The sequence below is a fragment of the Methylocystis iwaonis genome, from assembly GCF_027925385.1.
In the GTDB taxonomy this organism is placed as follows: domain Bacteria; phylum Pseudomonadota; class Alphaproteobacteria; order Rhizobiales; family Beijerinckiaceae; genus Methylocystis; species Methylocystis iwaonis.
Map to the genome: position 1 here is coordinate 2002740 of NZ_AP027142.1, position 23466 is coordinate 2026205.

General features: G+C 63.9%; 27 protein-coding genes. 21 read left to right on the plus strand and 6 right to left on the minus strand.

The genetic code is table 11. The features are described 5' to 3' along the window. Positions 1–5: 5 nt before the first annotated feature. Positions 6–704 (plus strand): arylesterase, encoded by a 699-nt coding sequence (locus QMG84_RS09645; protein WP_281927530.1) that lies wholly within the window; start codon positions 6–8, stop codon positions 702–704. A gap of 33 nt (positions 705–737) precedes the next feature. Continuing rightward, positions 738–1307, plus strand: coding sequence for an RNA 2',3'-cyclic phosphodiesterase (gene thpR, locus QMG84_RS09650; RefSeq protein ID WP_281927531.1), 570 nt, complete (start codon positions 738–740; stop codon positions 1305–1307). A 64-nt stretch (positions 1308–1371) separates the two neighbouring features. Here the strand turns inward: thpR and QMG84_RS09655 are convergent, their stop codons facing one another. After that, the gene (locus QMG84_RS09655) at positions 1372–1536 is read right to left on the minus strand and encodes a hypothetical protein (RefSeq protein WP_202071659.1); all 165 of its coding nucleotides are present in this window, start codon (positions 1534–1536) and stop codon (positions 1372–1374) included. A gap of 359 nt (positions 1537–1895) precedes the next feature. On the opposite strand from QMG84_RS09655, the gene pyrC reads away from it, so the two are divergent. From pyrC to QMG84_RS09705, 10 genes are all read left to right on the plus strand, one after another. After that, on the plus strand, positions 1896–3215 hold the full coding sequence (gene pyrC, locus QMG84_RS09660; RefSeq protein WP_281927534.1) for a dihydroorotase: 1320 nt from the start codon (positions 1896–1898) through the stop codon (positions 3213–3215). After that, positions 3212–3709: a pantetheine-phosphate adenylyltransferase gene (coaD, locus tag QMG84_RS09665; RefSeq protein ID WP_281927535.1), complete on the plus strand. Its 498-nt coding sequence runs from the start codon at positions 3212–3214 to the stop codon at positions 3707–3709. Before pyrC ends, coaD begins: the two co-directional genes overlap by 4 nt. 28 nt (positions 3710–3737) lie before the next feature. Beyond that, the gene (locus tag QMG84_RS09670; protein ID WP_202071662.1) at positions 3738–4292 is read left to right on the plus strand and encodes a peptidylprolyl isomerase; all 555 of its coding nucleotides are present in this window, start codon (positions 3738–3740) and stop codon (positions 4290–4292) included. Between the two features lie 145 nt (positions 4293–4437). After that, positions 4438–4896 (plus strand): peptidylprolyl isomerase, encoded by a 459-nt coding sequence (locus tag QMG84_RS09675; protein WP_281927538.1) that lies wholly within the window; start codon positions 4438–4440, stop codon positions 4894–4896. A gap of 248 nt (positions 4897–5144) precedes the next feature. Continuing rightward, positions 5145–6284 carry a tRNA preQ1(34) S-adenosylmethionine ribosyltransferase-isomerase QueA gene (queA, locus tag QMG84_RS09680; protein WP_281927540.1) on the plus strand — a complete coding sequence of 380 codons (1140 nt, stop codon included), beginning with the start codon at positions 5145–5147 and terminating at the stop codon, positions 6282–6284. Further along, positions 6281–6616, plus strand: a complete 336-nt coding sequence (locus QMG84_RS09685) for a hypothetical protein (RefSeq protein WP_281927542.1) — start codon at positions 6281–6283, stop codon at positions 6614–6616. Before queA ends, QMG84_RS09685 begins: the two co-directional genes overlap by 4 nt. Next, entirely contained in the window at positions 6613–7749 is a 1137-nt protein-coding gene (tgt, locus tag QMG84_RS09690) for a tRNA guanosine(34) transglycosylase Tgt (RefSeq protein ID WP_281927545.1), read from the plus strand. Before QMG84_RS09685 ends, tgt begins: the two co-directional genes overlap by 4 nt. 36 nt (positions 7750–7785) lie before the next feature. Further along, positions 7786–8316 (plus strand): HigA family addiction module antitoxin, encoded by a 531-nt coding sequence (locus QMG84_RS21400; protein ID WP_350356483.1) that lies wholly within the window; start codon positions 7786–7788, stop codon positions 8314–8316. After that, the gene (locus QMG84_RS09700; RefSeq protein WP_281927547.1) at positions 8297–9517 is read left to right on the plus strand and encodes a DNA methyltransferase; all 1221 of its coding nucleotides are present in this window, start codon (positions 8297–8299) and stop codon (positions 9515–9517) included. The genes QMG84_RS21400 and QMG84_RS09700 overlap by 20 nt, the downstream gene beginning before the upstream one ends. 393 nt (positions 9518–9910) lie before the next feature. Beyond that, positions 9911–10423, plus strand: a complete 513-nt coding sequence (locus QMG84_RS09705; RefSeq protein WP_281927549.1) for a hypothetical protein — start codon at positions 9911–9913, stop codon at positions 10421–10423. Between the two features lie 2 nt (positions 10424–10425). On the opposite strand, the gene recG is transcribed toward QMG84_RS09705, so the two are convergent. Further along, a complete protein-coding gene (gene recG, locus QMG84_RS09710) occupies positions 10426–12528 on the minus strand; it encodes an ATP-dependent DNA helicase RecG (protein WP_281927551.1) in 2103 nt (700 codons plus the stop codon). 104 nt (positions 12529–12632) lie between these two features. On the opposite strand from recG, the gene QMG84_RS09715 reads away from it, so the two are divergent. Both QMG84_RS09715 and QMG84_RS09720 read left to right on the plus strand, forming a co-directional pair. Further along, positions 12633–12881: an AbrB/MazE/SpoVT family DNA-binding domain-containing protein gene (locus QMG84_RS09715; RefSeq protein WP_281927553.1), complete on the plus strand. Its 249-nt coding sequence runs from the start codon at positions 12633–12635 to the stop codon at positions 12879–12881. Continuing rightward, on the plus strand, positions 12878–13279 hold the full coding sequence (locus QMG84_RS09720) for a type II toxin-antitoxin system death-on-curing family toxin (RefSeq protein ID WP_281927554.1): 402 nt from the start codon (positions 12878–12880) through the stop codon (positions 13277–13279). Before QMG84_RS09715 ends, QMG84_RS09720 begins: the two co-directional genes overlap by 4 nt. 794 nt (positions 13280–14073) lie before the next feature. Here QMG84_RS09720 and QMG84_RS09725 read toward each other — a convergent pair. The 3 genes from QMG84_RS09725 to QMG84_RS09735 form a co-directional block, all read right to left on the minus strand. Further along, the gene (locus QMG84_RS09725; protein WP_281927555.1) at positions 14074–14718 is read right to left on the minus strand and encodes a M15 family metallopeptidase; all 645 of its coding nucleotides are present in this window, start codon (positions 14716–14718) and stop codon (positions 14074–14076) included. 435 nt (positions 14719–15153) lie between these two features. Beyond that, positions 15154–15837 (minus strand): orotate phosphoribosyltransferase, encoded by a 684-nt coding sequence (locus tag QMG84_RS09730; RefSeq protein WP_281927556.1) that lies wholly within the window; start codon positions 15835–15837, stop codon positions 15154–15156. Between the two features lie 375 nt (positions 15838–16212). Then, positions 16213–16917 carry a glutathione S-transferase N-terminal domain-containing protein gene (locus QMG84_RS09735; RefSeq protein WP_281927557.1) on the minus strand — a complete coding sequence of 235 codons (705 nt, stop codon included), beginning with the start codon at positions 16915–16917 and terminating at the stop codon, positions 16213–16215. A gap of 82 nt (positions 16918–16999) precedes the next feature. Between QMG84_RS09735 and QMG84_RS09740 the strand changes: the two genes are divergently transcribed. From QMG84_RS09740 to QMG84_RS09770, 7 genes are all read left to right on the plus strand, one after another. Then, entirely contained in the window at positions 17000–17944 is a 945-nt protein-coding gene (locus tag QMG84_RS09740) for a hypothetical protein (RefSeq protein ID WP_281927558.1), read from the plus strand. Further along, positions 17941–19071 carry a GNAT family N-acetyltransferase gene (locus QMG84_RS09745; protein ID WP_281927560.1) on the plus strand — a complete coding sequence of 377 codons (1131 nt, stop codon included), beginning with the start codon at positions 17941–17943 and terminating at the stop codon, positions 19069–19071. The genes QMG84_RS09740 and QMG84_RS09745 overlap by 4 nt, the downstream gene beginning before the upstream one ends. Next, complete coding sequence (locus QMG84_RS09750) at positions 19068–19556, plus strand: DUF2165 family protein (RefSeq protein WP_281927561.1); 489 nt, start codon at positions 19068–19070, stop codon at positions 19554–19556. The genes QMG84_RS09745 and QMG84_RS09750 overlap by 4 nt, the downstream gene beginning before the upstream one ends. A 39-nt stretch (positions 19557–19595) precedes the next feature. After that, complete coding sequence (locus QMG84_RS09755; RefSeq protein ID WP_281927562.1) at positions 19596–20453, plus strand: patatin-like phospholipase family protein; 858 nt, start codon at positions 19596–19598, stop codon at positions 20451–20453. Positions 20454–20575: 122 nt separating this feature from the next. Further along, complete coding sequence (locus tag QMG84_RS09760; protein WP_281927563.1) at positions 20576–21103, plus strand: YdeI/OmpD-associated family protein; 528 nt, start codon at positions 20576–20578, stop codon at positions 21101–21103. A 156-nt stretch (positions 21104–21259) separates the two neighbouring features. Next, complete coding sequence (locus QMG84_RS09765; RefSeq protein WP_281927564.1) at positions 21260–21637, plus strand: hypothetical protein; 378 nt, start codon at positions 21260–21262, stop codon at positions 21635–21637. A 412-nt stretch (positions 21638–22049) separates the two neighbouring features. After that, positions 22050–22832 (plus strand): tRNA nucleotidyltransferase, encoded by a 783-nt coding sequence (locus tag QMG84_RS09770; protein ID WP_281927565.1) that lies wholly within the window; start codon positions 22050–22052, stop codon positions 22830–22832. Here the strand turns inward: QMG84_RS09770 and QMG84_RS09775 are convergent. Beyond that, on the minus strand, positions 22829–23413 hold the full coding sequence (locus QMG84_RS09775) for a GNAT family N-acetyltransferase (protein WP_281927566.1): 585 nt from the start codon (positions 23411–23413) through the stop codon (positions 22829–22831). The genes QMG84_RS09770 and QMG84_RS09775 overlap by 4 nt on opposite strands. Between the last annotated feature and the right edge of the window lie 53 nt (positions 23414–23466).

Genomic DNA, 23466 nt, shown 5'->3' on the forward strand with positions numbered 1-23466 from the left:
GATCCTTGAACGACGCGCCGCTTCAGACGCATTTTGCTTCGCCCTTATATCGCCTCTTCGGGGGCTGGCTCCAAATCTTGAGCGTTTCCATGGCGTTGTTTTCGGGTGGCGCCGAGGCGGCGCAAAAGCGGGTTCTGGCTTTCGGCGACAGCCTGACCGCGGGCTTCGGGCTGCCGGCCGGGGATTCGCTGCCCTCCCAGTTGAAAAAGCGTCTACAGGCGGACGGCTACGACGTGGACGTCATTAACGCCGGCGTTTCCGGCGACACGACCGCCACCGGCCTCGCGCGCCTCGACTACACCTTGTCCGACGGCCATGTGGACGTTGCGATTCTGGAGCTCGGCGCCAATGACATGCTGCGCGGCTCATCCCCCCAGGAAGCGCGGGACAATCTTTCGACGATCATCGAAAGTTTTCAGTCGAAAGGCGTCACTGTCATTTTAGCGGCCATGGTCTCCAGCAACAATTGGGGGCAAGCTTACCGCCAGGAATTCGATTCGATCTATCCCGACCTCGCCGCCAAATATGGAGTGACGATGGTTCCGTTTTTCATGGAAGGGGTCTGGGGCGAGCCCAAGCTGTTGCTCGGCGACGGCCTGCATCCGAACCCGGCGGGCGTCGCCAAGGTCGTGACGAAAATAGCCCCTTATGTCGAAAAGGTTCTCGCGTCTCCGGACGGGAAGGCCCAGTCGCGCGCGCAATAGCGCGGGATGTTCAACAGCATAGAGGAGGAGCACATGCCTAGACTTTTCACGGCCCTGGAAGTTCCTCCCCATATTGCGGAAAGCCTGGCGCGGCTGCGCGGGGGCGTCGCTGGCGCGCGCTGGATCGACGTCGAGAACTACCACATCACGCTGCGCTTTCTGGGCGACGTCGACGACCGCTTCGCCCATGACGCCGCGAATGCCCTCTCCTTTATCCAGCGTCCCGAAGTCGAGGTGACGATCGATCAGCTCGCTTCTTTCGGCGGCGACAAGCCGCGCGCCATCGTAGCGCGCGTGCGGCCGGACCCGGCGGTATTGGAGATGCAGGCGGAGCAGGAGAGGCTGATGCGGCGCCTCGGCGCGCCGCCGGAGCCGCGCAAGTTTTCGCCGCATGTGACGCTGGCGCGGCTGCGCGGGTCGAATTCAGCGTCTGTTGCGGCCTATCTCGGGGCGCGCGGCTATTTCCCGCCACTGCGGTTCACAGCCGATCGCTTCGTGCTCTACTCGTCGCGGGATTCGGTGGGCGGCGGACCCTATGTCGTCGAGGCGGAGTATCCGCTCTATGAGGCGCGACCGGCGCTGACGGGAACGGTAGGGTTATAGGCAAGCAAATAGAGAAACGGGCGTTCCGGGCGGATCGGTTCCTGGAACGCCCTTTTGCACGCGCTTATTGCACCATGCGCGCGGTCGAGCCCGTGTTGCCCGTGATATTTGCCGAGTCGGGTGAAATCCACGCGGGGACCCAGGTCATCGCGACAATGACGAAGGCGACAAATCCGGCGATGTAGATCAGGACTTTTCCGACTTCGCCGGTATGGACGTTAACAGCCATGTTTCCCTCCCTTTAGTTGATTGTTTGCGAATTCCGCCTGTCGACGAGGGAGCGACGGCCGGCTCCCAAGGCCTCGCGGGAGGCCGGCCGTCGCTCGCCAACAAGGCAACAGGGGGAACGCCGTCTCGTTGACGCCAGCAGGTTGAGCGAGAAAACTTCCAAGCAAAAGGACCACAGACGCACAAACAGATGGGCAATTTATTTGGATCTATCAGATTTATACTGGCTGGATTCAAGACAAGAGCTGGTCTTACGAAAGTGGAGGGATGTGGCTGGGCCTTGCGCCGGTCGCGGCGCCGCCGGACATTCATTCGCCTCTGCGCATTCCCAACCCCGGCAAAATGCCCTAATCAGGCGCCATGTCGCCTCATCAGCCGTCGCCGCGGCCTTCTGCGCCGCTCCTTTTCGTCAACGCCCGCTTGATCGACCCCGCCGCGGGGAGCGAGACGCGCGGCGGGCTGCTCGCCGTGGATGGCCGCATCGCCGATCTCGGGCCGACGTTGACCGCGCAAAACGCCCCCGACGGCGCCCGGGTCATTGACTGCGCGGGCGACGTCCTCGCGCCCGGCCTCATCGACATGCAGGCCTTCGTCGGCGAACCCGGCGCCGAGCACCGCGAAACCATCGCCAGCGCCACGCTGTCCGCAGCCGCCGGCGGCGTGACGACGCTTGTCGCCACAAGCGCGACCTTCCCGGCCGTCGACGATCCGGCGGTGGTCGATTTCGTCCTGCGCCGCGCGCGCGACACGGGGCGCGTGCGGGTGTTGCCCATGGCGGCGCTCACCAAGGGCCGCGAGGGCAAGGAGATCGCCGAGCTCGGGCTTTTGCAGCAGGCCGGCGCCGTGGCCTTTTTCGATGGCGCGCGCTCGGTCAAAAACGCGCTCGTGATGCGCCGCGCCATGAGCTATGCGCGCGACTTCGGCGCGCTGGTGGTGCATTTCCCCCAGGACCCGGACCTTGCCGGCGGCGTGATGAACGAGGGCGATTTCGCTCTGCGCCTCGGCCTTGCGGGCGTGCCGCGCGAAGCGGAGGCGCTCATGCTGGATCGCGATTTGCGCCTCGTCGCGCTCACCGGCGCGCGCTATCACGCGGCCATTGTCACGACGACGCTGTCGCTCGACGCGCTGCGCGCCGCCAAGGCGGCGGGGCTTCCCGTCACCTGCGGGGTGACGATCAACCATCTCACGCTCAATGAAAACGACATTGGCGATTATCGAACCTTCCTGAAGCTGCGCCCGCCGCTGCGCCTCGAGGACGAACGCAAAGCGCTCGTCGCCGCACTCGCCGAGGGGCTGATCGACGTCGTCGTGTCCGACCACGATCCGCAGGACGTGGAAATGAAGCGCCTGCCTTTTGCGGAAGCCGAGTTCGGCGCCATCGGCACGCAAACCATGCTCGCCGCCGGCTTGAGGCTCGTCCATTCCGGCGATATTTCGCTTCCCAAGCTCCTCGCCGCCATGTCGTCGCGACCGGCCGAAATCCTCGGATTGGAGCAGGGCCATCTGCAAAAGGGCGCGCCGGCCGATCTCATCCGCTTCGATCCGGACGAGCCCTTCGTCGTCGATCCCGAAAAGCTCCATTCGCGGTGCCGTAACACGCCCTTCGACGGCGCTCTGCTGCAGGGCGCGCCAAAGACCACTGTGGTCGCTGGCGAGATCGTCTACGAGCGCGCCTCATGAGCCGCACCGCCCTCTATTCCGGCACTTTCGATCCGCTGACCAACGGTCATCTGGATATTCTCCGCCAGGGCGTCGCGCTTTTCGACAAGGTCGTCGTCGCCATCGGCGTGCATCCCGGCAAGGCGCCCTGGCTCACTTTCGAGGAGCGGGCCGAAACCATCCGGACGGTCGTTGCCCAGGAGGGTTTCGGCGAGAAGGTTGCGGTCGCAAGCTTCGACGGCCTCGTGGTCGAGGCTGCCAAAGAGCAGGGCGCATGCGCGATCCTGCGCGGATTGCGCGACGGCTCGGATTTCGACTATGAAATGCAAATGGCGGGGATGAACGGGACGCTCGCGCCCGGCATTCGCACGGTTTTCCTGCCGGCCTCGCCAGGGCTCCGCCACATCAGCGGCACCCTCGTGCGCCAGATCGCGGCGCTCGGCGGCGACGTGTCGGCCTTCGCGCCGGCCGCTTCCGTCGAGGCCCTGAAACGCGCCATCACAAGGCGCGGATAAAACCAAGGCCTAAAGGGAGGCTTTTTCCATGAAACTTACCCGCCGCCTGCTGCTCGCTACCGTGGCTTTTTCGGCCGCGCTGGGAACCGCTTCGATCGTCCGCGCGGAAGACGAGCTTCTTTACCTCGACACGAAAGACGGACGCGTCACCATCAAGCTGCGGCCTGATCTGGCGCCCAAGCATGTCGAGCGCATCAAGCGCCTCGCCAAGGAACACTTCTATGATGGGATCGTCTTTCACCGCGTGATCGACGGCTTCATGGCGCAGGCCGGCGACCCCGAGGGCACGGGCATGGGCAGCTCACGCTATCCCGATCTCAAGGCCGAGTTCAGCGATCTACCCTTCAAGCGCGGCACGGTCGCCATGGCGCGCCAGCCCGGCGACAAGGACTCCGCCAATTCGCAATTCTTTATCTGCTACGCCGACGCGCCGCAGCTCCAGGGCAAATATACGATCTGGGGCGAGGTGATCTCGGGCATGGACGTCGTCGACAAGATCAAAAAGGGCGACAAATCCAACAATGGCATGGTCGTTGCCCCGGACAAGATCGTGAAGATGCGCGCCGCCGGCGACGAGAGCTAACCAAGGTGAAAAGCCCTCGTGCTGAGGAGCCGCCGCAGGCGGCGTCTCGAAGCAGGAGGGCGTTTACGCAACGGCTCCCTCGCCCTTCGAGACGCGGCTCCGCCGCTCCTCAGGGTGAGGGAGCCTTTCTCTAAGGAAAACGAGAATGACTGAAGCCGCCGACACCATGACGCTGGAGACCACCAAGGGTCCGGTCGTCATCAAACTCCGTCCCGATCTCGCGCCCAAGCATGTCGAGCGCATCAAGAAGCTCGTTTCCGCGGGCTTCTATGACGGGATCGTCTTCCATCGCGTGATCGAGGGCTTCATGGCTCAGACCGGCTGCCCGCGCGGCACCGGCACGGGCGGTTCGCAATATCCGAACCTTGAAGCCGAGTTCAACGAGGCGCCGCATGTGCGCGGAACCTGCTCCATGGCGCGCGCTTCACACCCCGATACGGCTAATTCGCAGTTCTTCATCTGCTTCACCGACGCCCGTTTCCTCGATCGCCAATATACGGTGTGGGGCGAGGTGATCTCCGGCATGGAGAATGTCGATAAGATCAAGCGCGGCGAGCCGGTGAAGGATCCCGACAAGATCATCAAGGCGACGCTGGGCGGCTGAGCGCGCTCAGTTCGGTGACAAAGGCGGCCTCGTCCTTCGCTCGCTCCTCAGGATGAGGCCTAAGTGTTTGGCGTAGATGCAGAAGCCCCTCATGCTGAGGAGCCTGCGCAGCAGGCGTCTCGAAGCGCGAGGGGCGTCGACGCGGGCTCTTCGCAGCGAAAGAGCCCCCGGCGGTCTCCGACCACCGACCTCCCGGCAAGCGGGGGATGGCGCGCCTCGCCTGCCGCCCGTTTGATCGAGCAACAAACATGCGCGTCGATCTCTTCGACTTCGAGCTTCCCCAAGACCGCATCGCGCTACGCCCCGTAGAGCCGCGCGACGGCGCACGCATGCTCGTCGTTCCGCCGTCAGGCTCTTTAGAAGACCGGATCGTGCGCGACCTTCTCTCCTATTTGCGGCCCGGCGACGCTCTCGTCATCAACGACACGCGCGTCATTCACGCGCGGCTTTCCGGAAAGCGCATTCGCGGCGAATTGAGCGCGGGCGTGGAGGCGACGCTGATCGAGCGGCTCGACGCATCACGCTGGCGCGCGCTCATGCGGCCGGCAAAAAAGCTCGTCATCGGCGACGAAATCCGCTTCTCCCGTCATGGTGAGCGAAGCGAAGCAATAGAGAGCGCCATCCCGGCTCTGGAGTGTGTCGTCGCTAACGCTCCTCGCAATGATGAGGCGGCGTCCCTTGTGGCGCATGTCGAGGCAAAGGGCGCGGAAGGCGAGATCACTCTGAGCTTTGCTCTCTCCGGCCCGGCACTCGACGCAGCGATCGAAGCCTTGGGCGAGATGCCCTTGCCGCCTTACATCGCCGGCAAGCGTGCGGCCGACGAACGCGACGAGACGGACTATCAAACGGTTTTCGCGCGCGAGGCCGGCGCCGTCGCCGCGCCCACGGCGGGGCTGCATTTCACGCCGGCGCTCCTCGCCGAAATCGAAGCGATGGGCGTGACGCTGCATCGCGTTACGCTCCATGTCGGGGCCGGCACCTTTCTGCCCGTAAAGGCGGATGACACCGACGCGCATAAGATGCACGAGGAGTTCGCCCGCATCGACGCGGCGACCGCCGACGCGCTGAACGCCGCGCGCAGCGGGGGCGGCCGCATCATCGCCGTTGGCACGACAGCTTTGCGCACGCTGGAAAGCGCTGCGAGCGAGGAGGGGATGGTCCTTCCTTACGCTGCACGTACAAGCATCTTCATCACGCCCGGCTATAAATTCCGCGCGACGGATATGCTGCTCACCAATTTTCATTTGCCGCGCTCGACGCTCTTCATGCTGGTCTGCGCCTTTTGCGGCGTCGACCGTATGAAAGCCGCCTATGTGCACGCCATTGCCAACGGCTATCGCTTCTATTCTTACGGCGACGCCAGCCTTCTCTATCGCGCCGACCGATGAGCGAGGCGCGCGACTTGAGGCTGATTGCGCAATGGCGGGACGATCCCACCGAGGCGCGGATGACTGTCGATCTGCGCGTCGAGGATTTACGCGTCGCGTCAGCATGGGATGTCTTCGGCGCCTTCGACCTCGACGGAGCCGCGCCGCTCCCCTTTATCCTGCGACGCGACGGACGGATTGAATTCGGCAAGAGCGCAGACCCATGGCGCACCGACTTACGTAAGGCGGAAATAAGGGTGGGCGCAACCTTCTCCGTGTGGTTCAACGAGATGGATTCCGGACAGTATAAAATCGTCAAGCTCGCCGAACTCGGCGCCAAGGAACGAAAATGAGTGATGACTTCTCCTTCGCCGTGCAGGCGACAGACGGCGCGGCGCGCAAGGGCGAGATTTTTACGCCGCGCGGAACAATCCGCATGCCCGCCTTCATGCCTGTCGGAACGGCGGCGACGGTGAAAGCCATGTTTCCGCAGGACGTGCGCGCCGCCGGCGCGGATATTCTGCTCGGCAATGTCTATCATCTGATGCTGCGGCCGGGCGCCGAGCGGGTCGCCAAGCTCGGCGGCCTGCACGAATTCATGCGCTGGCCTTATCCGATCCTGACGGATTCGGGCGGCTTTCAAGTTATGTCGCTCGCCAAGCTGCGCAAGCTCGATGAAAGCGGCGTCACTTTCCAATCGCATATCGACGGCTCGCGGCACCATCTATCGCCCGAGCGCTCGATGGAGATCCAGCATCTGCTGGGCTCGGACATTCAGATGCAATTCGACGAATGTGTTCGTCTGCCATGCTCCGACGAAGAGGCGGAACGCGCGATGCGCCTGTCGCTGCGCTGGGCCGAGCGCTCTCGCAAAGCTTTTCGCGAGCAGCCGGGCAGGGCGATCTTCGGCATCGTTCAAGGCGGCGCAAACAAAGCTTTGCGCGTCGAAAGCGCCCGGGCGCTCGCCGATATGGATTTCCACGGCTTGGCGGTCGGCGGCCTGGCGGTCGGAGAGCCGCAAGAGGTCATGCTCGACATGCTGGAGACGACCGTTCCGCATCTCCCGGCCGGAAAGCCCCGTTACCTCATGGGCGTCGGCACGCCGGACGACATTATGCAGGCGGTCGCGCGCGGGATCGACATGTTCGATTGCGTGATGCCCACGCGCGCCGGCCGCCATGGCCTCGCTTATACGCGCTTCGGAAAAATCAACATCAAGAACTCCCGCCATGCGGAAGACACGCGCCCGCTCGACCCCGACTCCTCGTGCCCCGCGGCGCGCGATTACTCGCGCGCCTATCTCCACCATCTCGTAAAGGCTGGGGAAATCTTGGGAATGATGCTGCTGACCCAAGCCAATGTGGCGTATTATCAGCAGTTGATGGCCGGGTTGCGCGCCGCGGTCGTCGAGGGCCGGCTTTCCGATTTCATTGCCGAGACCCGCGCGCAATGGGCCGAGGGCGAGAGGTCACATCTCGCGCCCTAACGCTTTACGGAGCGCGTAATCTTTAGGAGGGAGCGAGTGGAGCCTATCGCGGGCACTTACTACGAGGCGCTCACCCGCCTCCTTCTGACCGGCGGCTTCAGAGCGCGCGACGATCGCTCGCCGCCGCAGGCCCAGGCCAGCGCTGCCGTCGCTTCTGCGCCAGCGCGTAAAGCGCCGGCCATTGCGGCTGCGCCGCGCCGCGTCGCCAAGGATGCCGCGCCGAGCGCTTCGCTTCGCCGCACGAATCGACAGCTCAGTTTCGAGCTCTCCTCTGCGGAGGAGGGAATAACCCACCCGGGCCGCATTCTCGCGCAACATCTCTTCGACCTTGGTTTGACGGCATCCAATCTCGCCAGAGACATCGGCGTGCCGGTCAATCGCGTGACGGCCATTCTCAATGGCCAGCGCGGCGTCACCGCGGACACGGCGCTGCGCTTTGGTCATTGGTTCGGAGTCGATCCGGAACAGTGGCTGGATTTGCAGTTGCAATATGAGCTGGCCCTTGCGCGCGCGGAGCTTGGCGCTGAGATCAAGGGGCGCCCCCGGCTTGCCGATCGCATCGCGTAAATCCGCGCGCCCGGCGGCGGAGAGCGATTTCCTCACGGCGCTGCGCGCGTTCGACGCTTTCGGCGCGCCCACGCACGTAGTGGAAGAGGGTGGTCTTACGTATTACGTAAATGAGTATTGGACGGCCTCGCAGCGCTCGGCGCATTCGCTGCACGAGGTCAGCTACCGCGCCTGCTTCAAGCCGCAGCTTCCGGCTTTTTTCATCGAGCGGCTGACAAAGCCCGGCGACGTGGTTTGCGATCCTTTCATGGGGCGCGGCACGACGCCGCTTCAAGCGGCTTTGCTGGGCCGCCGCGCGGTCGGTTCCGACGCTAATCCGCTCTCCCTGATGTTGACGCGCCCGCGACTGCGCCCGCCCGTGATCGAGGATGTGGTTGCGCGCCTTGCCGAGGCGCCTCTCGGCGCCGGCCAGATCGAGCGCGAAGATCTTCTGGCTTTCTACCATCCCGAGACGTTGCGGCAGATCTGCGCCTTGCGCGCCTGGCTCATCGAGCGCCTGCCGCCGGAGGTCACGCCTGATCCGGTCGATGACTGGATCAGAATGGTCGCGCTCAACCGCCTGACGGGCCACTCGCCGGGCTTTTTTTCCGTCTACACCATGCCTCCTAATCAGGCTGTGAGCGTGAAGGCGCAGTTGAAGATCAACGAACGCCGTGCGCAAACGCCGCCGATGCGCGACGTCGCCGCCTTGATTTCGAGAAAGTCGCGGTCGCTTCTCTCCGATGGCGTGCCGCCGTCGGGACCTGCGGCAATTCTCGCCGTGACCGACGCGGCGAAGCTTGCGCATTTGCAGGACGCTTGCGTCGATCTGGTCGTGACGTCGCCGCCCTTTCTCAATGTCGTCGATTACCGGGGGGACAATTGGCTGCGCAATTGGTTCGCCGGCGTCGAAGCGGATCAAATCGCTTTGTCGCAATTGCGCAGCCTCGAGGCCTGGACGCGCATGACGCGCGCCGTTTTCGAAGAGCTCGCGCGCGTCGTCAGGCCTGGCGGCCATGTCGCCTATGAAGTCGGCGAGGTACGTGGCGGCGCGGTGCTGCTCGAGCGTCTCGTTTGGGAAGCCATGGAAGGCCTGCCTTTCGAAAGGCTGTGCGTTATGGTCAATCGCCAGCGTTTCACCAAGACCAGCAATTGCTGGGGCGTCGCCAACAACAGCAAAGGCGTCAACAGCAACCGCATCGTTGTGGCCCGGCGCATTTAGCGCCGTATATCCTCCCCGCTTGATCGATACGAGATCCGCTCGATTGGTTCGGCGCGATCCCCGACGCTCGCGCCGTTTGGACACACAGGGTATCACCGCCGTCATTGCGAGAAGGCGAAGCCGACGAAGCAATCCAGGGCCGCCTCGCCGCCCTGGATTGCTTCGCTTCGCTCGCAATGACGGGCGCTGGTTTTGCTCTGGATTCCCGATCGCTCGCTTAAGCGAGCGTCGGGGATGGCGCCGGTCCAATCAAGCAAATCTCGTATTAATCAGTCATTAATCCTACCAAGCTCCGACACGCTGTTTTAAAGACAAGATTCACACGCGAAGCCTAGCAAGATGAGAACAGCCCGAGCGCGGCCCGGGCTGCTCTTGCCTGATAGGAAATCGAACATGCAGGGCGACCCACTTTCGAGCGATTTGGACGAGCTCTTCGCGTCGACGCTCGCATCGTCACACGAATTTCGCTCCTGGTTCCTCAGCCGAACTAAATTTGCGCGGCTTTGGCCCCTCGTTCGGTTGCTTCAGGCGGAGCAGCAGGAGGCTCAGGGGCCGGACCCCTGGTGGCGCAACTGGCGTTCGGAATCCACCGGGCGCATCTCCACCAGAATGCTCTTCATCTTCGAAGTGGAGCAGACAAAGCTGCGCTTTTCGCTGCATGTCGAAAGAGCGATGCGCGCGGAGGAGCTGGCGGCTTTCGAGAGGGGCTCGCACCGGGCCGTGGCAAAGGCCATGATGAACCAGGAGTGCTTCCAAAATTACATGGATTTCGAGACGGTGCTGCTCGCGCCGCAGGCGCTCATCGTCGGCGACGCCCGCACGCTCAATTTCGACCGCCGCATTCCCTTCGAGACGGTTGCGGGTTTTCTCCCTGGGTTCGGTCAGCTCGGACAGGCGGCGGCGTAGTTTTACCCTGCGCGTAAAAGCTTGATCGCCTCCTCGCGCTCGAAAAGATAGAGCAGGGCGCGTAGCGCCTCGCCGCGTTCGCTCGTCAGCTCTGGGTCGCGTCTCAGAATGATCTCGGCGTCGTCTCGGGCGATGGCGAGGAGGCGGGCGTGGGCGGTGAGATCGGCGAGACGAAAGCCCGGCAGGCCGGCCTGCCGCGTGCCGAGCAATTCGCCTTCGCCACGGAGTCGTAAATCTTCTTCCGCGATACGGAATCCGTCTTCCGTCTGGCGTAAAACCATCAGGCGCGCCTTTGCGGCTTCGCTCAGCGGGCCCTTGTAGAGCAGGAGACAGCTCGATTTGCCCGAACCGCGGCCGACGCGGCCGCGGAGCTGATGCAATTGCGCAAGTCCGAAGCGCTCGGCGTGTTCGATCACCATGATCGTCGCTTCGGGCACGTCGACGCCGACCTCCACCACTGTCGTTGCGACGAGCAGGCGTGTGTCGCCGCGCTGGAAGGCCTCCATGGCCGCGTCTTTTTCGGGCCCTTTCATTTGTCCGTGGAGGAGACCGACGGCGTCGCCGAAATAATGGCGCAGATCGGCGGCGCGGGCTTCGACGGCGGCGAGGTCGAGGTCTTCATTTTCTTCCACAAGCGGACATATCCAATAGGCGCGGGCGCCTTCGCCCAACGCGCGCTGAAGACCTGCGACGACTTCGCCGATGCGCGACGCGGGCAGGGCGCGGGTCGAGATCGGCGTGCGGCCCGGCGGCTTTTCGTCGAGGGCCGAGGAGTCCATGTCGCCGAAGGCCGTGAGCGCCAGCGTGCGTGGAATAGGCGTCGCCGTCATCATCAGCACATCGACCGCCGCGCCCTTGGCGCCGAGCGCAAGCCTCTGCTGCACGCCGAAGCGATGCTGCTCGTCGACGACGGCGAGGCCGAGATCGTGGAAGGCGAGATCGCTCTGCACCAGCGCATGCGTGCCGACCACCACGTCGATCTCGCCGGCTGCAATGGCGGCATGCGCAGCGGCGCGCTCGCTCTGCTTCAAGCGTCCGGTGAGAAGCTTCACGCGCACGCCCGCGGGCTCCATGAGCGGCGCAAGGCGTTCGTAATGCTGGCGCGCCAGGATTTCGGTCGGCGCCATCAAGGCCGCCTGCCGCCCGCATTCGACGACGCTCGCCATGGCGAGGGCGGCGACAACCGTCTTGCCGGAGCCGACGTCGCCCTGGACAAGCCGCAGCATGCGCATCTCGGAAGCGAGGTCGGCGCGAATATCGGCGAGCGCGCGTTGCTGCGCGCCGGTGAGGCGGAAGGGAAGGGCGGCCTCGATTGCGTGCGAGATGCGCCCGTCGCCTTTGTTCTCCCGGCCCGGCAGACGGCGCATTTTCGCGCGCATGAGCCGCAACGCGAGCTGGCTTGCCAGCAACTCGTCGAGCGCCAGGCGCTGGCGCGCCGGATGCTGCGGCGACAAAGCCGTGGGGCTGTCCGGGCGATGCGCCGTGCGCAGGGCGTCGGCGAAGGCGGGGAGTTTATTGGCGGCGAGCACGGTCGGCTCCTGCCATTCAGGCAGAACAGGCAGGCGCGCCAGCGCCTCTTCTGTCGCCCGCATAACAAAGCGCGCCTGCAACCCTTCGGTCAGTCCATAAACCGCTTCATAGGGTGGCAATTTGGCGAGGCCGGCCTCGTCGAGCACGCGGTCTGGGTGCACCATCTGGCGGCGGCCGTCGTAAAGCTCGATGCGGCCCGAGATCCAGCGCGTTGCGCCCAGCGGCAGGCTGCGTTCGATCCAGTCGGCGTTGGCCAGGAAGAAGACGAGCTCCACATCGCCCGTGTCGTCCTCGACGAGCACTCGATATGGTTGCTTGGCATAGCGCCCCTGCGGCCGGCGATGCGCGACGACGCGCGCCTGGATCACCACCATGGTCTCCAGCGGCGCCTCGGCGATGGTCGGGCGCTGGCTGCGGTCGATGATGTTCGTGGGCAGATGAAACAGAATATCGACAAGGCGCGCCTGCTGGCCGGGCCTGGCCAGCAGACGATCGAAAAGCGGCGCGGTCTTCGGACCGACGCCGGGAAGGGCTGCAATGCGGCCAAAGAGCGGGGCGAGGATATCGGGGCGCATGGGGCGCGCAGTTTATCCACCGGTGGCCGTTTGTCATGTTGCCGCCGTCATCGGCGTGTTTTAACTTTCGTATTAACGACGATTGTTAATACGGGAGTTCGAACGTGACTGAGAAAAATGGCGAAGCCTTCGGCGCGCTCAAGATCATCCGTATCGGCAATTCCCTCGGCGTGGTGCTGCCGCGCGAGATCGTCGCTGATCTTGCGGTCGAAAAAGGCGACCGGCTGTATCTGACGCGCTCGCCCGAGGGCTATCGAATCACCAAGTGCGATCCGGATTTCGAACGCCGCGCGGCGCTGGCGCGGCGCATCATCAGCCAGCGTCACAATGCGCTGCGCCAGCTCGCAAAATGAGCGGCTGGCGTTTCCTCGACCGCAATATCTCGCTCGCGATCCATGAGGAGGTGCTTGCGGCGCATGGCGGCGCCGTCGGCGTCATCAGCGAAGCGGCGCTGGGGAACGCAATCTTGCGCCCGCAAGATACTGTGCGGAAGGAGGCGGCGTGCGACGCCGCGCGCCTTGCGGCGGCCAACGCGGCGGGTTTCATCCGCTGCCATCCTTTCGTCGACGGCAAGAAACGCGTCGCGCTCGTGGCGATGGAGCTGTTTCTTGTGGATAATGGCTATGAGCTGACGGCGAGCGACGAGGAATGTTTCGTTTTGATCTCGCAATTCGCCAATCGCGAGATCGACGAAACGACTTTGGCGGCCTGGATTCGGGAGAATTGCCAGGCGCAGAATGGGGAGGCGTGAGCGCCGAAACACGGAGGCGGCAATGCCGGCGGCCCCTCGGTAACGCACTTAACGAGAAGACGTTCCGGCGTCATGGCCGCGCTTTTCGCGGCTATCCACGCCGCGCCGACGCTGAAAGGCTGAGGGCATGAGCGAAATAACGCCGTTTCTTCTCCCCGCGTGTCGTAATGTCTTGGCGTGGATGCCCGCGACAAGCGCGGGCATGACGCGGCTGCGTAGGGTTTGTTAAACTGGATTCCGAGCCCTGATGGGGGAGCCAAAGGGCTCGCAATTCAAGAACTGCTGCCTTAATCTGCGGTCATTATCTGACGACGCAGCTATCCATTTTCGGAAGAACAATAATGAGCCGGATATTCGTAGTCGTTCTGATTGGTTTCCTGCTCCCGGCGGAAGCCCTTGCTGGGGCAAGGGATGCGGGCCAAGGGGCCGCAGCGTCTGGCGGCGTAAGTTCGCCGCAAATGACGTGCCTTCCCGCCATCGTGGAATCTATGCGGCGTCACACGCCACGATCGACAGGCCTTGGGCCGGGAACTGCTCGTGTGGCCTTTCGCGTAGAACCCGGAGGAAAGATTTCTGTGATTGCCGCTTCTGGCTCGACGCCTGAGCACGCGTCCGCCGCGCAATTCATCGTAGCGGAGTCTCGCGGGCCAAAAAGCTGCGGCGCCGCTTTTGGATCACAGGCTTTTACGTTTCATTGAGCAACGCTACGGCGAGGCAGCGACGGCAAAGACCGCGTGGGCTCCTCTGCATAACCTCAAAGGGGCGGTGGAAGAACGCCATCAATGCGCGTCAGTCTATTTTACTTCCTCGTCATGGGCCCGCACGTCGCCCGCGCCCTTGAAGGCGTAATGCCACCATTCGCGCGGATAATTCTCGAAGCCGTGGCGTTTCATCAAAGCGACCAGGGCGTCGCGATGCGCGCGGGCGTCTCCGGCGACTTTCGATTTCGTCCAGGAGCGCGGATCGAAGAAATCGAAGGGCGTGCCGAAATCCCAGCCGACGACGCCGAGATCGACGGCGAGGCCGGTCGAATGGGTGGATTGCGCGGCGATATAGCCCTGCGCAAAGAGCTGGCTTTTATCGAGATTTGGATAATAGGCGGGCTTGGTCCCCTGATCGGCGTTGCGCGACCAGTCGACGAATGAGGCGACGGCGCGCATGGGCCGGTAGCAGTCATAGACGACGAGAGAAAAGCCCTGGGCCTTCGCTTCCTTCTGCGCGGCGGCAAGCGCCGTGGCGGCCTCGGCCCGCAACCAGCATTGCGGCGCGCGATAACCGGGAACGGGATGGCCGGTGAAATTATCCGACCCCGCATAGCGCATGTCCTGCGCAATATCTGGCGCAACGTCTGCGAGGCGCGTGAAGCCGGGCGGCGGCTCGGCGCGGGCGGTCGTGGCGGCGAGGGAGAGGAGGCAGGCGAAAGCGGCGGTCTTGTTCATTGGAAGCTCTCATGCGCCCGCGCAAAGGCGCGCGCCGTCGGGGCGATTATAGCGGATTGCGCAGATCGAGGAGGTCCGAGACTGATACGAGTTCCGCTTGAGTGGTTCGGCGCCATTCCCGTTTGAACAGCGCGCATCGGGCGGGTGTCCAGAGCCACAAGAGCGCTAGTTTTGCCCGGCGCCCGTCATTGCGAGCGAAGCGAAGCAATCCAGGGCGGCGATGCGGCCCTGGATTGCTTCGTCGGCTCCGCCTCCTCGCAATGACGGCGGTGATTCCCTGTGTGCGGCTCGGCTGGGGCTATCGGGAGTTCATCAGTTGCTATTGAAGGCCCGTCGTTGCGAGGAGCGTCAGCGAGGAAGCAACCTAGAGCCGGGATGGGGCTCTGGATTGCTTCGCTTCGCTCGCAATGACGTTTGGCAGAGGTCGTGGGTGGTTTAAGCCTTCGGCTTGTCCGCGCCGCCATGCGCGGCCGACCACGCGATGGGATCGGCGATGAAGGCCTCGATCTCTTTCAGCGTATGCTCGGGGAAATAGCCGTGCTCCCGCGCCACCGCCAGCACGTCGCGCCAGGTGGCGAGATAATGCAGCTCGACGCCGAGCTTGCCCATATCGTCCCGGGCGCCGGCGAAGATGTCGTAGAAGAAAAACACGAACACATGCTCGCAGCGCTGCCCGGCGTCGCGCAGCGCCTGCACGAAATCCTTCTTGGAGCCGCCGTCGGTGGCGAGATCCTCGACGAGCAGAGCGCGGCCGTTCTCGTGAAGATCGCCCTCGATGCGGGCGTTGCGGCCGAAGCCCTTGGGCTTCTTGCGGACATATTGCATCGGCAGCATCAGGCTGTCCGACACCCAGGCGGCGAAGGGAATGCCCGCCGTCTCGCCGCCGGCCACCACGTCGAGGGATTCATAGCCGATGTCGCGCTCGATCGTGCGCGCGGCGAATTCCGTCAGGCGGCGGCGCAGGCGCGGAAAGCTGATCACCTTGCGCATGTCGATATAGACCGGCGACGCCCATCCTGCCGTGGTGATGAAAGGCTTCTCGACATTGACGAGCACGGCCTGCACCTCGATGAGCGCCTTGGCGGTTTCCTGGGCGTAGAATTGACGTTCGTTGGACATGGCGCGGCTAGGTCTCCTTGGTGTTTCGCTGAGCGTCAGGCGTAGAGCAATCATGGGGTGGGGCGCATGGCCCGCATGCACACACACATCTTCACGTCGCCGCCCTCGTCATGGCCGGGCTTGTCCCGGCCATCCACGCCATGCAGCGATAGCTGATGCGGGGCATTCATCGTCATCGGAATGTTTGCGTCGGTGCGAGCATCCCAAGCTCTACATTAACTTTATCCATAGCGAATAACGCGTCCTGTTCGGCTGCGCCCCTCGGCGTGGGTGGCCGGGACAAGCCCGGCCATGACGGCCCCGAGATGTGTGACTCCTTCGGCCCGTAAAGGGGAGAGGGGGGCCCGGCCATTTTCCTGGCGCCCCGCCTATAGCCTATTTCGCGTCCGGCCGCTCGGCCGTCTGGCCGAAAAGAATCTCGCGCTCCAGCGCGGAGAAATCCGGGCCCTTGCGCTCATAGGGCGCGCCGGCGGCATAGGCGCGCACGACCGCGGGCCGGGTCTTGATCGACTCGAACCAGCGCTTGAGATGGGGGAAGTCGTCCAGATCCTGGCCCTGGTCGGCGTGCGGCACGATCCAGGGATAGCAGGCGATGTCCGCGATCGAATAGTCGCCGGCGACATAGGGCGATTTGGCGAGCTCGCGATCCAGCACGCCATAGAGGCGGTTGGTCTCGTTGCGGTAGCGCTCGATGGCGTAGGGGATGCGCGCCGGCGCATATTTGGCGAAATGGTGGTTTTGCCCCGCCATCGGGCCGAGCCCGCCAACCTGCCAGAACAGCCATTGCAGGGCGCGCATGCGTTCGCGCAGGTCCGTAGGAAGCAGCCGGCCGGTCTTCTCGGCGAGATAGAGAAGGATCGCGCCGGACTCGAACAGAGCGACCTCGGGCCCGCCGTCGGCAGGCGTCCGGTCGATGATCGCCGGCATGCGGTTGTTGGGCGAAATGGCCAAAAACTCTGGCTTGAACTGATCGCCCTTGCCGATGTCCACCGGCTTGATGCGATAGGCCAGACCCGTCTCCTCCAGGAAGATCGTGATCTTATGGCCGTTCGGGGTAGGCCAGTAATAGAGGTCGATCATAGGAGACTCCTTGCCGCATCCACCTTTTATTTCCTTTTCGAGCGCTAGCCTGTCGTGAATTTCCACGGGCTCAAGCACTGCGATGACCAAAATTCTTACAGAATGGCGCCCCGATCAGATGACGGCGTTCGGCCGAAAACCGATGCTGTTGCGGCACAGGCTGGCGGACCACCCGCTGTTCTCCGACGCGGCGCTGGAGCGTCTGATCGAAGCGACGCCCCGCGAGCGATTCCACGTAAATACCATAGCCCGCGAGGAAACCGACCCTCGCAAATGGCGCGAGGGCGACATGTCCGGACTTTCGGGACGCGAGGTGATGGCGGCGGTGGCGCGGGGAAATATCTGGGTTCACCTTCAGCGCGTGCACGAAGCCTTTGAAACCTACGACGATTTTCTGGGAGACCTGTTCGCCGACATCGAGCGCCATGTGCCCGGCTTTCGCAGCTACAAGCGCTCGATGAGCGTGCTGATTTCTTCCCCGAACATGAATGTCGCCCTGCACGCCGACGTTCCCGGCCAGAGTCTTTGGCAGGTGAGGGGCAGGAAGCGCGTCTGGGTCTATCCGCCGCGCGCGCCCTATCTGCCGCAAAACAAGATCGAGAATATCGTCCTTGGGCGCGCGGCCGACACGGACCTTCCCTATGACCCGGCATATGAGGCGGGCGCCGAAACTTTCGAACTTCTGCCGGGCGACTGGACGACATGGCCCCGTAACGCCCCGCACCGCGTTCGCAACGCCGATTGCGTCAATGTCTCGTTCACGACGGAGCATTGGACGAATGAGCTGCGCGACGGCTATGTCGTCGATTACGCCAACGCTCTGTTGAGGCCGCTCCTTGGTGGCCGCGATCTTGCTCGCGCGACGACCGGCCCGGATTTTTGGGGCAAGCTCGCTTTGACGGCCGCGCATAAGGGCTGGCGCAAACTTGCCGGCCGCACAGTTGCGCCTCTGACGATCGACTTCCGGGTCGATCCTGCGGCCGAGATGGGCTTTCGCGACGTCGCGCCGTATCAGGTGATGAAATGAGCGCGTCGGCCCCCTCGTCCTATCGCCTGGAGCGCGCCGAGACGGTCGAGGCCATTGACGCGCTCGCCGCCGAATGGGCGGAGCTGGAAAGCGCTACGCCCGAGGCCACGGGCTTCCAAAGCTTCGTCTGGTGTCGCAACTGGATTGCTGTCGCGGGGCCAAGCATCCGGCCGCGCATCCTCTGCCTGCGCGAGAGCGGGCGGCTCGTGATGTTGCTGCCGCTGCAGATCGAAACGCGCTTCGGCGTTTCGATCGCGCGCTGGCTGGGCGAACCCATGACTCAATATGGCGATGCGCTGGCGCGCGCCGAGGCGGGTCGGGCGCATTGGCGCAAGCTCGCGCAAGCGGAGATGATGCGCTGGCGCGACGTCGATCTCTTTGCTTTGACGCGGCTGCGGACCGGCGCCGTCATGGCCGATGGAACGCGGGCCGGCGAATCTTTTTCGGCGCCCTATGTCGATCTGCGTCTCGCAACGACGCGGCGGCATAAAAGCATCGAGCGTCGCGTGAAGCGCCTCGAAGCCAATGGGCCGCTCGCGCTTGCTCAGGCCGAGACGCCCGCGAAGCGCGAGAGTCTCGCGCGTCATGCGCTTGCACTCAAGCGCGGCTGGCTCGCCGCCAGAGGCGTCTATAGCGCCGGCCTCTCGAATCCCTTTGCGGAAGATTTCATCGCGGCGCTGGCGCGAGACGGCTTCCTGCAAGTCAACGCGCTGCGCGTGGGTGGCGAGATTTGCGCGATGGATTTGGGATTTATTGGCGGCGGCGCCTACCGTTCCTTCCTCGGCTGTTTCGATGAGCGCTTTGCGGAAGGATCGCCGGGCCAGGCGCTGACCAGCCGCCTCGTCGCGCGTTGCGCGCAAGAGGGGCTCGTCGCCTATGACATGCTGCTGCCCGCCGACGCCTATAAGCTTGCCTGGGCCACGGGCGAGATGGAAATCGGGGCGCGTTTCGTCGCGCGGACATTGAGCGGCGCCCTGGCGGCCTTCGCGCTCGCCCGGCTGCGTCCTTTCGTCAAACGCGTGCTTCGCGCCGCCGGGCCGTCGTTCGCCCGCGTAAAAGGCGCGTTCTCCTTCGGGCGTCGGGGCGCTAGATTGTCTGTGTCGAGGCCAAAGGAGACAACGACATGATCGTCAGGCTGGCGAAGATCGCGATCGCCTTTTCGGCTGGCGCTCTGATCCTTCTCGTTGCTTTCGACAATCTCTTGGACTACGGTCCGAATTTCGAGGTCGTGCAGCACATCCTTTCGATGGATATGATCCCGGCGAGCCCTCTCAAATGGCGCGCGATCTCGAGCCCGGCGCTGCATCACATCTGCTATCTCCTCATTATCGCGACCGAATTTGTTTCCGCCGGGCTCACGCTCTGGGGCGCATGGATTCTCTGGAAAGCGCGGGCAGGGCGGGCGGCGGCTTTCAACAACGCCAAAAGCCTGGCGCTTGCGGGCCTTTGCGTCGGTTTCCTGCTCTATTTCTTCGGCTTCATGGCGATCGGCGAATGGTTCCAGATGTGGCGCGCCGGCGTCTACAACATGCAGGAGCCGGCGTTTCGTTTCATCGGCAGCATTGGCGTTGCGATGATCTTCCTTGCGCTGGCCGATATGGAATTGAGCTAGAGGCGCGCTAACTTCCTTCCGCTTGGCGCGTGGAAGCTGATGAGCGAAGAGAAAACGGCCTTTGTCCTGGCGGGCGGCGGCAGCCTCGGCTGCATCCAGGTCGGCATGCTGAGAGCGCTGCTGGCCGCCGGGGTCTATCCGGACTTCGTCGTCGGCTCGTCGGTCGGCGCCCTGAACGCCTGTTACTTTGCCGCCTATCCGGATGAAAAGGGCGTCGAGTCGCTTGCCAAAATCTGGGCGTCGGTACGGCGCAGAGACATCTTCCCTTTCACACTCGCGACGGCCTTGTCGGTCATCAAGCGGCGCGACTCGCTGATCGATCCTTCTCCTTTGCGACGGCTTGTCGAGAAGGCTTTGCCGTACAGCCTCTTGGAGGAGGCCAAGCTGCCCGTGTGCCTCGTGGCGACCGACATGCAAGGGGTCGCGGTTCCCTTGTCGCGCGGCAAGGCCGTCGAAGCCATCATGGCGAGCGCGGCCGTCCCGGGCGTCTATCCGACCGTCGACATCGACGGCGCGCCGCTGATGGATGGCGCGGTCGCCGCCAATACGCCGGTCCGCGCCGCCGCGTCGCTTGGCGCGACAAAGATATTCATCCTGCCGACCGGCTACGCCTGCGATCTGCAAGGCCCGCCGTCGGGCGCCGTCGCGCGGGCGCTCCACGCCATCACGCTGCTGATCGCCTGGCAGTTGAGCCGAGACATCGAACGTCTGTCGGAGACCGTCGAGCTGCATATGGCGCCCGCGCTCTGCCCGCTCGATGTCTCTCCTTACGATTTCTCGCAGTCGGAACGGCTGATGACGCGCGCGACTCTCTCGACGCAAAAATGGATCGAAGGCGGCGGTCTCACTTTGCGCGCGGCCTCGTCGCAGCTCGCGCCGCATCACCATCGGCATTAGCGCGCTGGAAGCGTGCTAGCGATGCTTCAGTCGGTTCGCTTACGACATATTCTCAATTCTGCTAATCTCAAAACATGTCTAAGAGCAAACGGGATTCGATTGCCTTCCAGAATGCTGCAGAATTGAGCGAGTGGTTGATGGGCCATCATCAGTGCAGCAGTGAGGTTTGGGTGCAAATCTTCAAGAAGGGGGCCGGCAAGCAGTCGGTGACGTGGACAGACTGCGTGATCGAAGCAATTCGCTTTGGCTGGATCGATGGACAGAAGCTGCCGCTGGATGAGGCGTCGTTTCTGCAACGCCTAACGCCTCGAAAACAGAAGTCAAACTGGTCCGCCAAGAACCGCGAACATGCGACGCGGCTCATCGCAGAGGGGCGGATGACGCCTGCGGGCCTCGCTCATGTCGAGGCTGCAAAGGCTGATGGTCGATGGGACAGCGGCTACGAAGGATCAGCCTCCATGACCATCCCGCAAGACTTTCTGGACGCTCTGGAGGTAATGCCGGCCGCCAAGGCCCTCTACCAGACGCTGGATCGCAAGAATCTCTATTCGATCTACTATAGGCTTCACACGGCCAAGCGCCCTGAGACGCGCGCCAAGAGGTTGTCGCAAATCCTTGCCCAGCTTGATCGCGGCGAGCGCTTTCACTGAAGCGGAGCCGATCAGGTCCAAAACGCGATGGCGGCTGCGAGCGCGCGCCTGAGGGGAAGAAGTTGGCGGTGAACTTGTCGAAGCGGGTAGCTACGCGGCGGAATTCTCCGCTGCCCTTGGGGCGCTGATATGGTTGGCTCGAGTGCGGAGGTTATCATGCGCTTTCTTGCGTCCTTGGCTGTCTGTCTCGTGTCGGCGGCGCTTCCTCTTTTGGCGGCCTCCGGCGCCGACGCCGGCTTTCGCGGGCGCGTCCCGCGCGCGCATGGTCCAACTTTCCTCGGCCCCTGGCTCGAGGAGGGTTGGGATCGGGAGGATTGGTCGCGCGCGCCTGCCGTTCGGGATTGGGGGCTTTCGGCTCCTTGGGATGTCGATCCCGTCGCCGGCTATCCGAACAGCGCGGCGGAGTATCCGTGGGGCTATACGACGCCCTTCGCGCGCGTCGGGCGCCGGTGCGTCGCGAGCGAGATCAACGCCAGCCCCGGCGGCGACCTCGTGCGTTATCAGCGGGTCCGCCCTTCGCATTATTGCAGGTGAGGGGAGAGCTGCGCTTTTGGCGCCTTTCGGACATGAGCGAGCAACATTGGAGTCATGAGCGCGACAAGGCGGCAGCTTAAGAATGGACCGCGCGCCTTCAGGCGCGCATTCGCGGCGGCGAGCCTGAAGGCTCGCGGTCCAAGGGCTCGACGCCGCGCACCCCCAAGTGTCCACGGCAGCGCGCCGAGCCTGGGCCCCCGGCGCGAAGCGTGCTTGTTTCGCGGCGGGGGTCGCTCCCGTATCTTGCCGCGCGCGGCAAGGCGTTTGCTAGGGAGCCATTCGTTCGTGCGCATTCCGGCCGCCAGGAAGCATGCGGGCGGAAAGCAAGGGCCCCGCTCCGATGAAACCCCAATCCCAGCCTCCAAATTCGGCAGATTTCATCCAGACTGATCCTGGGCTGGGCGTTCTGCGCATGGCGACGCTCTTTGCGGAATCGCAGACCGATCCCGACGACGAAGCGCTGAGCCTCATGTCCGCTCAGGTAGAGGCCGGGGCTCTGGCCGGCGTGGAGGCGTCCCACATATGGCCGGAGCTGGTTCGCGGGATGATGTGCCAATCCCCTTCCAGAATGATCGGCGCTTTGCGCGAGTGCGGCGCACTTTATCAGATACTCCCCGAGGTGGCCGCAATTTTCGGCGTTCCGCAACTGTCGGATGAGCCGGCGCAGGTCGATCTCGGCGAGCATATGCTACACGCGCTCGACGAGGCGGCCCTCGGCAATGCGTCCTTGCCGGTGCGTTTCGCTCTACTGGTGATGAATATCGGCAAGTCCGATTCCCCTCGTGAGCATCTTCCGGTCCATTACAAGCATGTCGAACGCGGACGCCCACGCATCGAGGCGCTCTGTGCGCGCTTCGAAGCGCCTGAGGACTGCAAGGAGCTGGCGCTTGTGGCGCTGGCCGAATGCGAACGCGTGCATCGCGTCTCGAAAATGCGCGCCGGGCCCGTCGCGGCGATGCTCGAACGCCTCGGGGCCTTTGACGCGCCGGAGCGGTTCTGCCAGCTCATGACGGTGTGCGCTTGCGACTTTTGCGCCCATCCGGGCCGCTCGGGCCAAGTCTATCAGAAATCGGCCTTGCTCGACATTGCGTTCGAAGCCTGCACTGACGCCGACCACGCCGCTGAAGACCAAACAATGGCGCGCGCCGAGGCGATTGCGGGGGCGTTTCGTTCTTTACGTTGGTCCGACGCTTAACGCGGCGCGCCCGGCGGCGTCGACGCGCCGGGGCCGAGCGAGCGCTGCATGATCACCGAGTCTGTCCAGCGGCCATATTTGAAGCCGACCGACGAGAGATAGCCCGCCTGCACGAAGCCGCAGGCCTTGTGGAGCCTCAGCGAGGCTTCGTTCGCCGCGTCGATATAACCGATAAGCTGGCGGTAGCCCGCCGCTGCGCAAGCGTCGATCAGCGCCGGTAGCAAGAGGCGGCCGACGCCGCGATGCAAATGGCTCGGATCGACATAGATCGAGTGCTTGACGACATAGCGATAGGCCGGCCGCTTGCGAAAGGGGACGGCATAGGCGTAGCCGATCACGGCGCCGTCGAGCTCCGCGACGAGATGGGGCAGGCGATGCTTGCCCATATTCTTCCGACGCCGCTTGAGGTCGTCTTTCTGCGGCGTGTCGTAGAGCGGCGCCTCGGACGGATCGAGCCCCTTGCGGATGTGATGCAGATAGATCGCCAGCATGGCGTCGACGTCGTCGTCGCGCGAGGGCCTTACGACGATCGCCGAACGCTCGGCTTCCGCAATTGCAGTTCTCTCCGACTCCAGGGTCATACCATTTCCGTTTGAATAGCTCGCCTTGGCGCGTGTCATTCCCGATCGCTCGC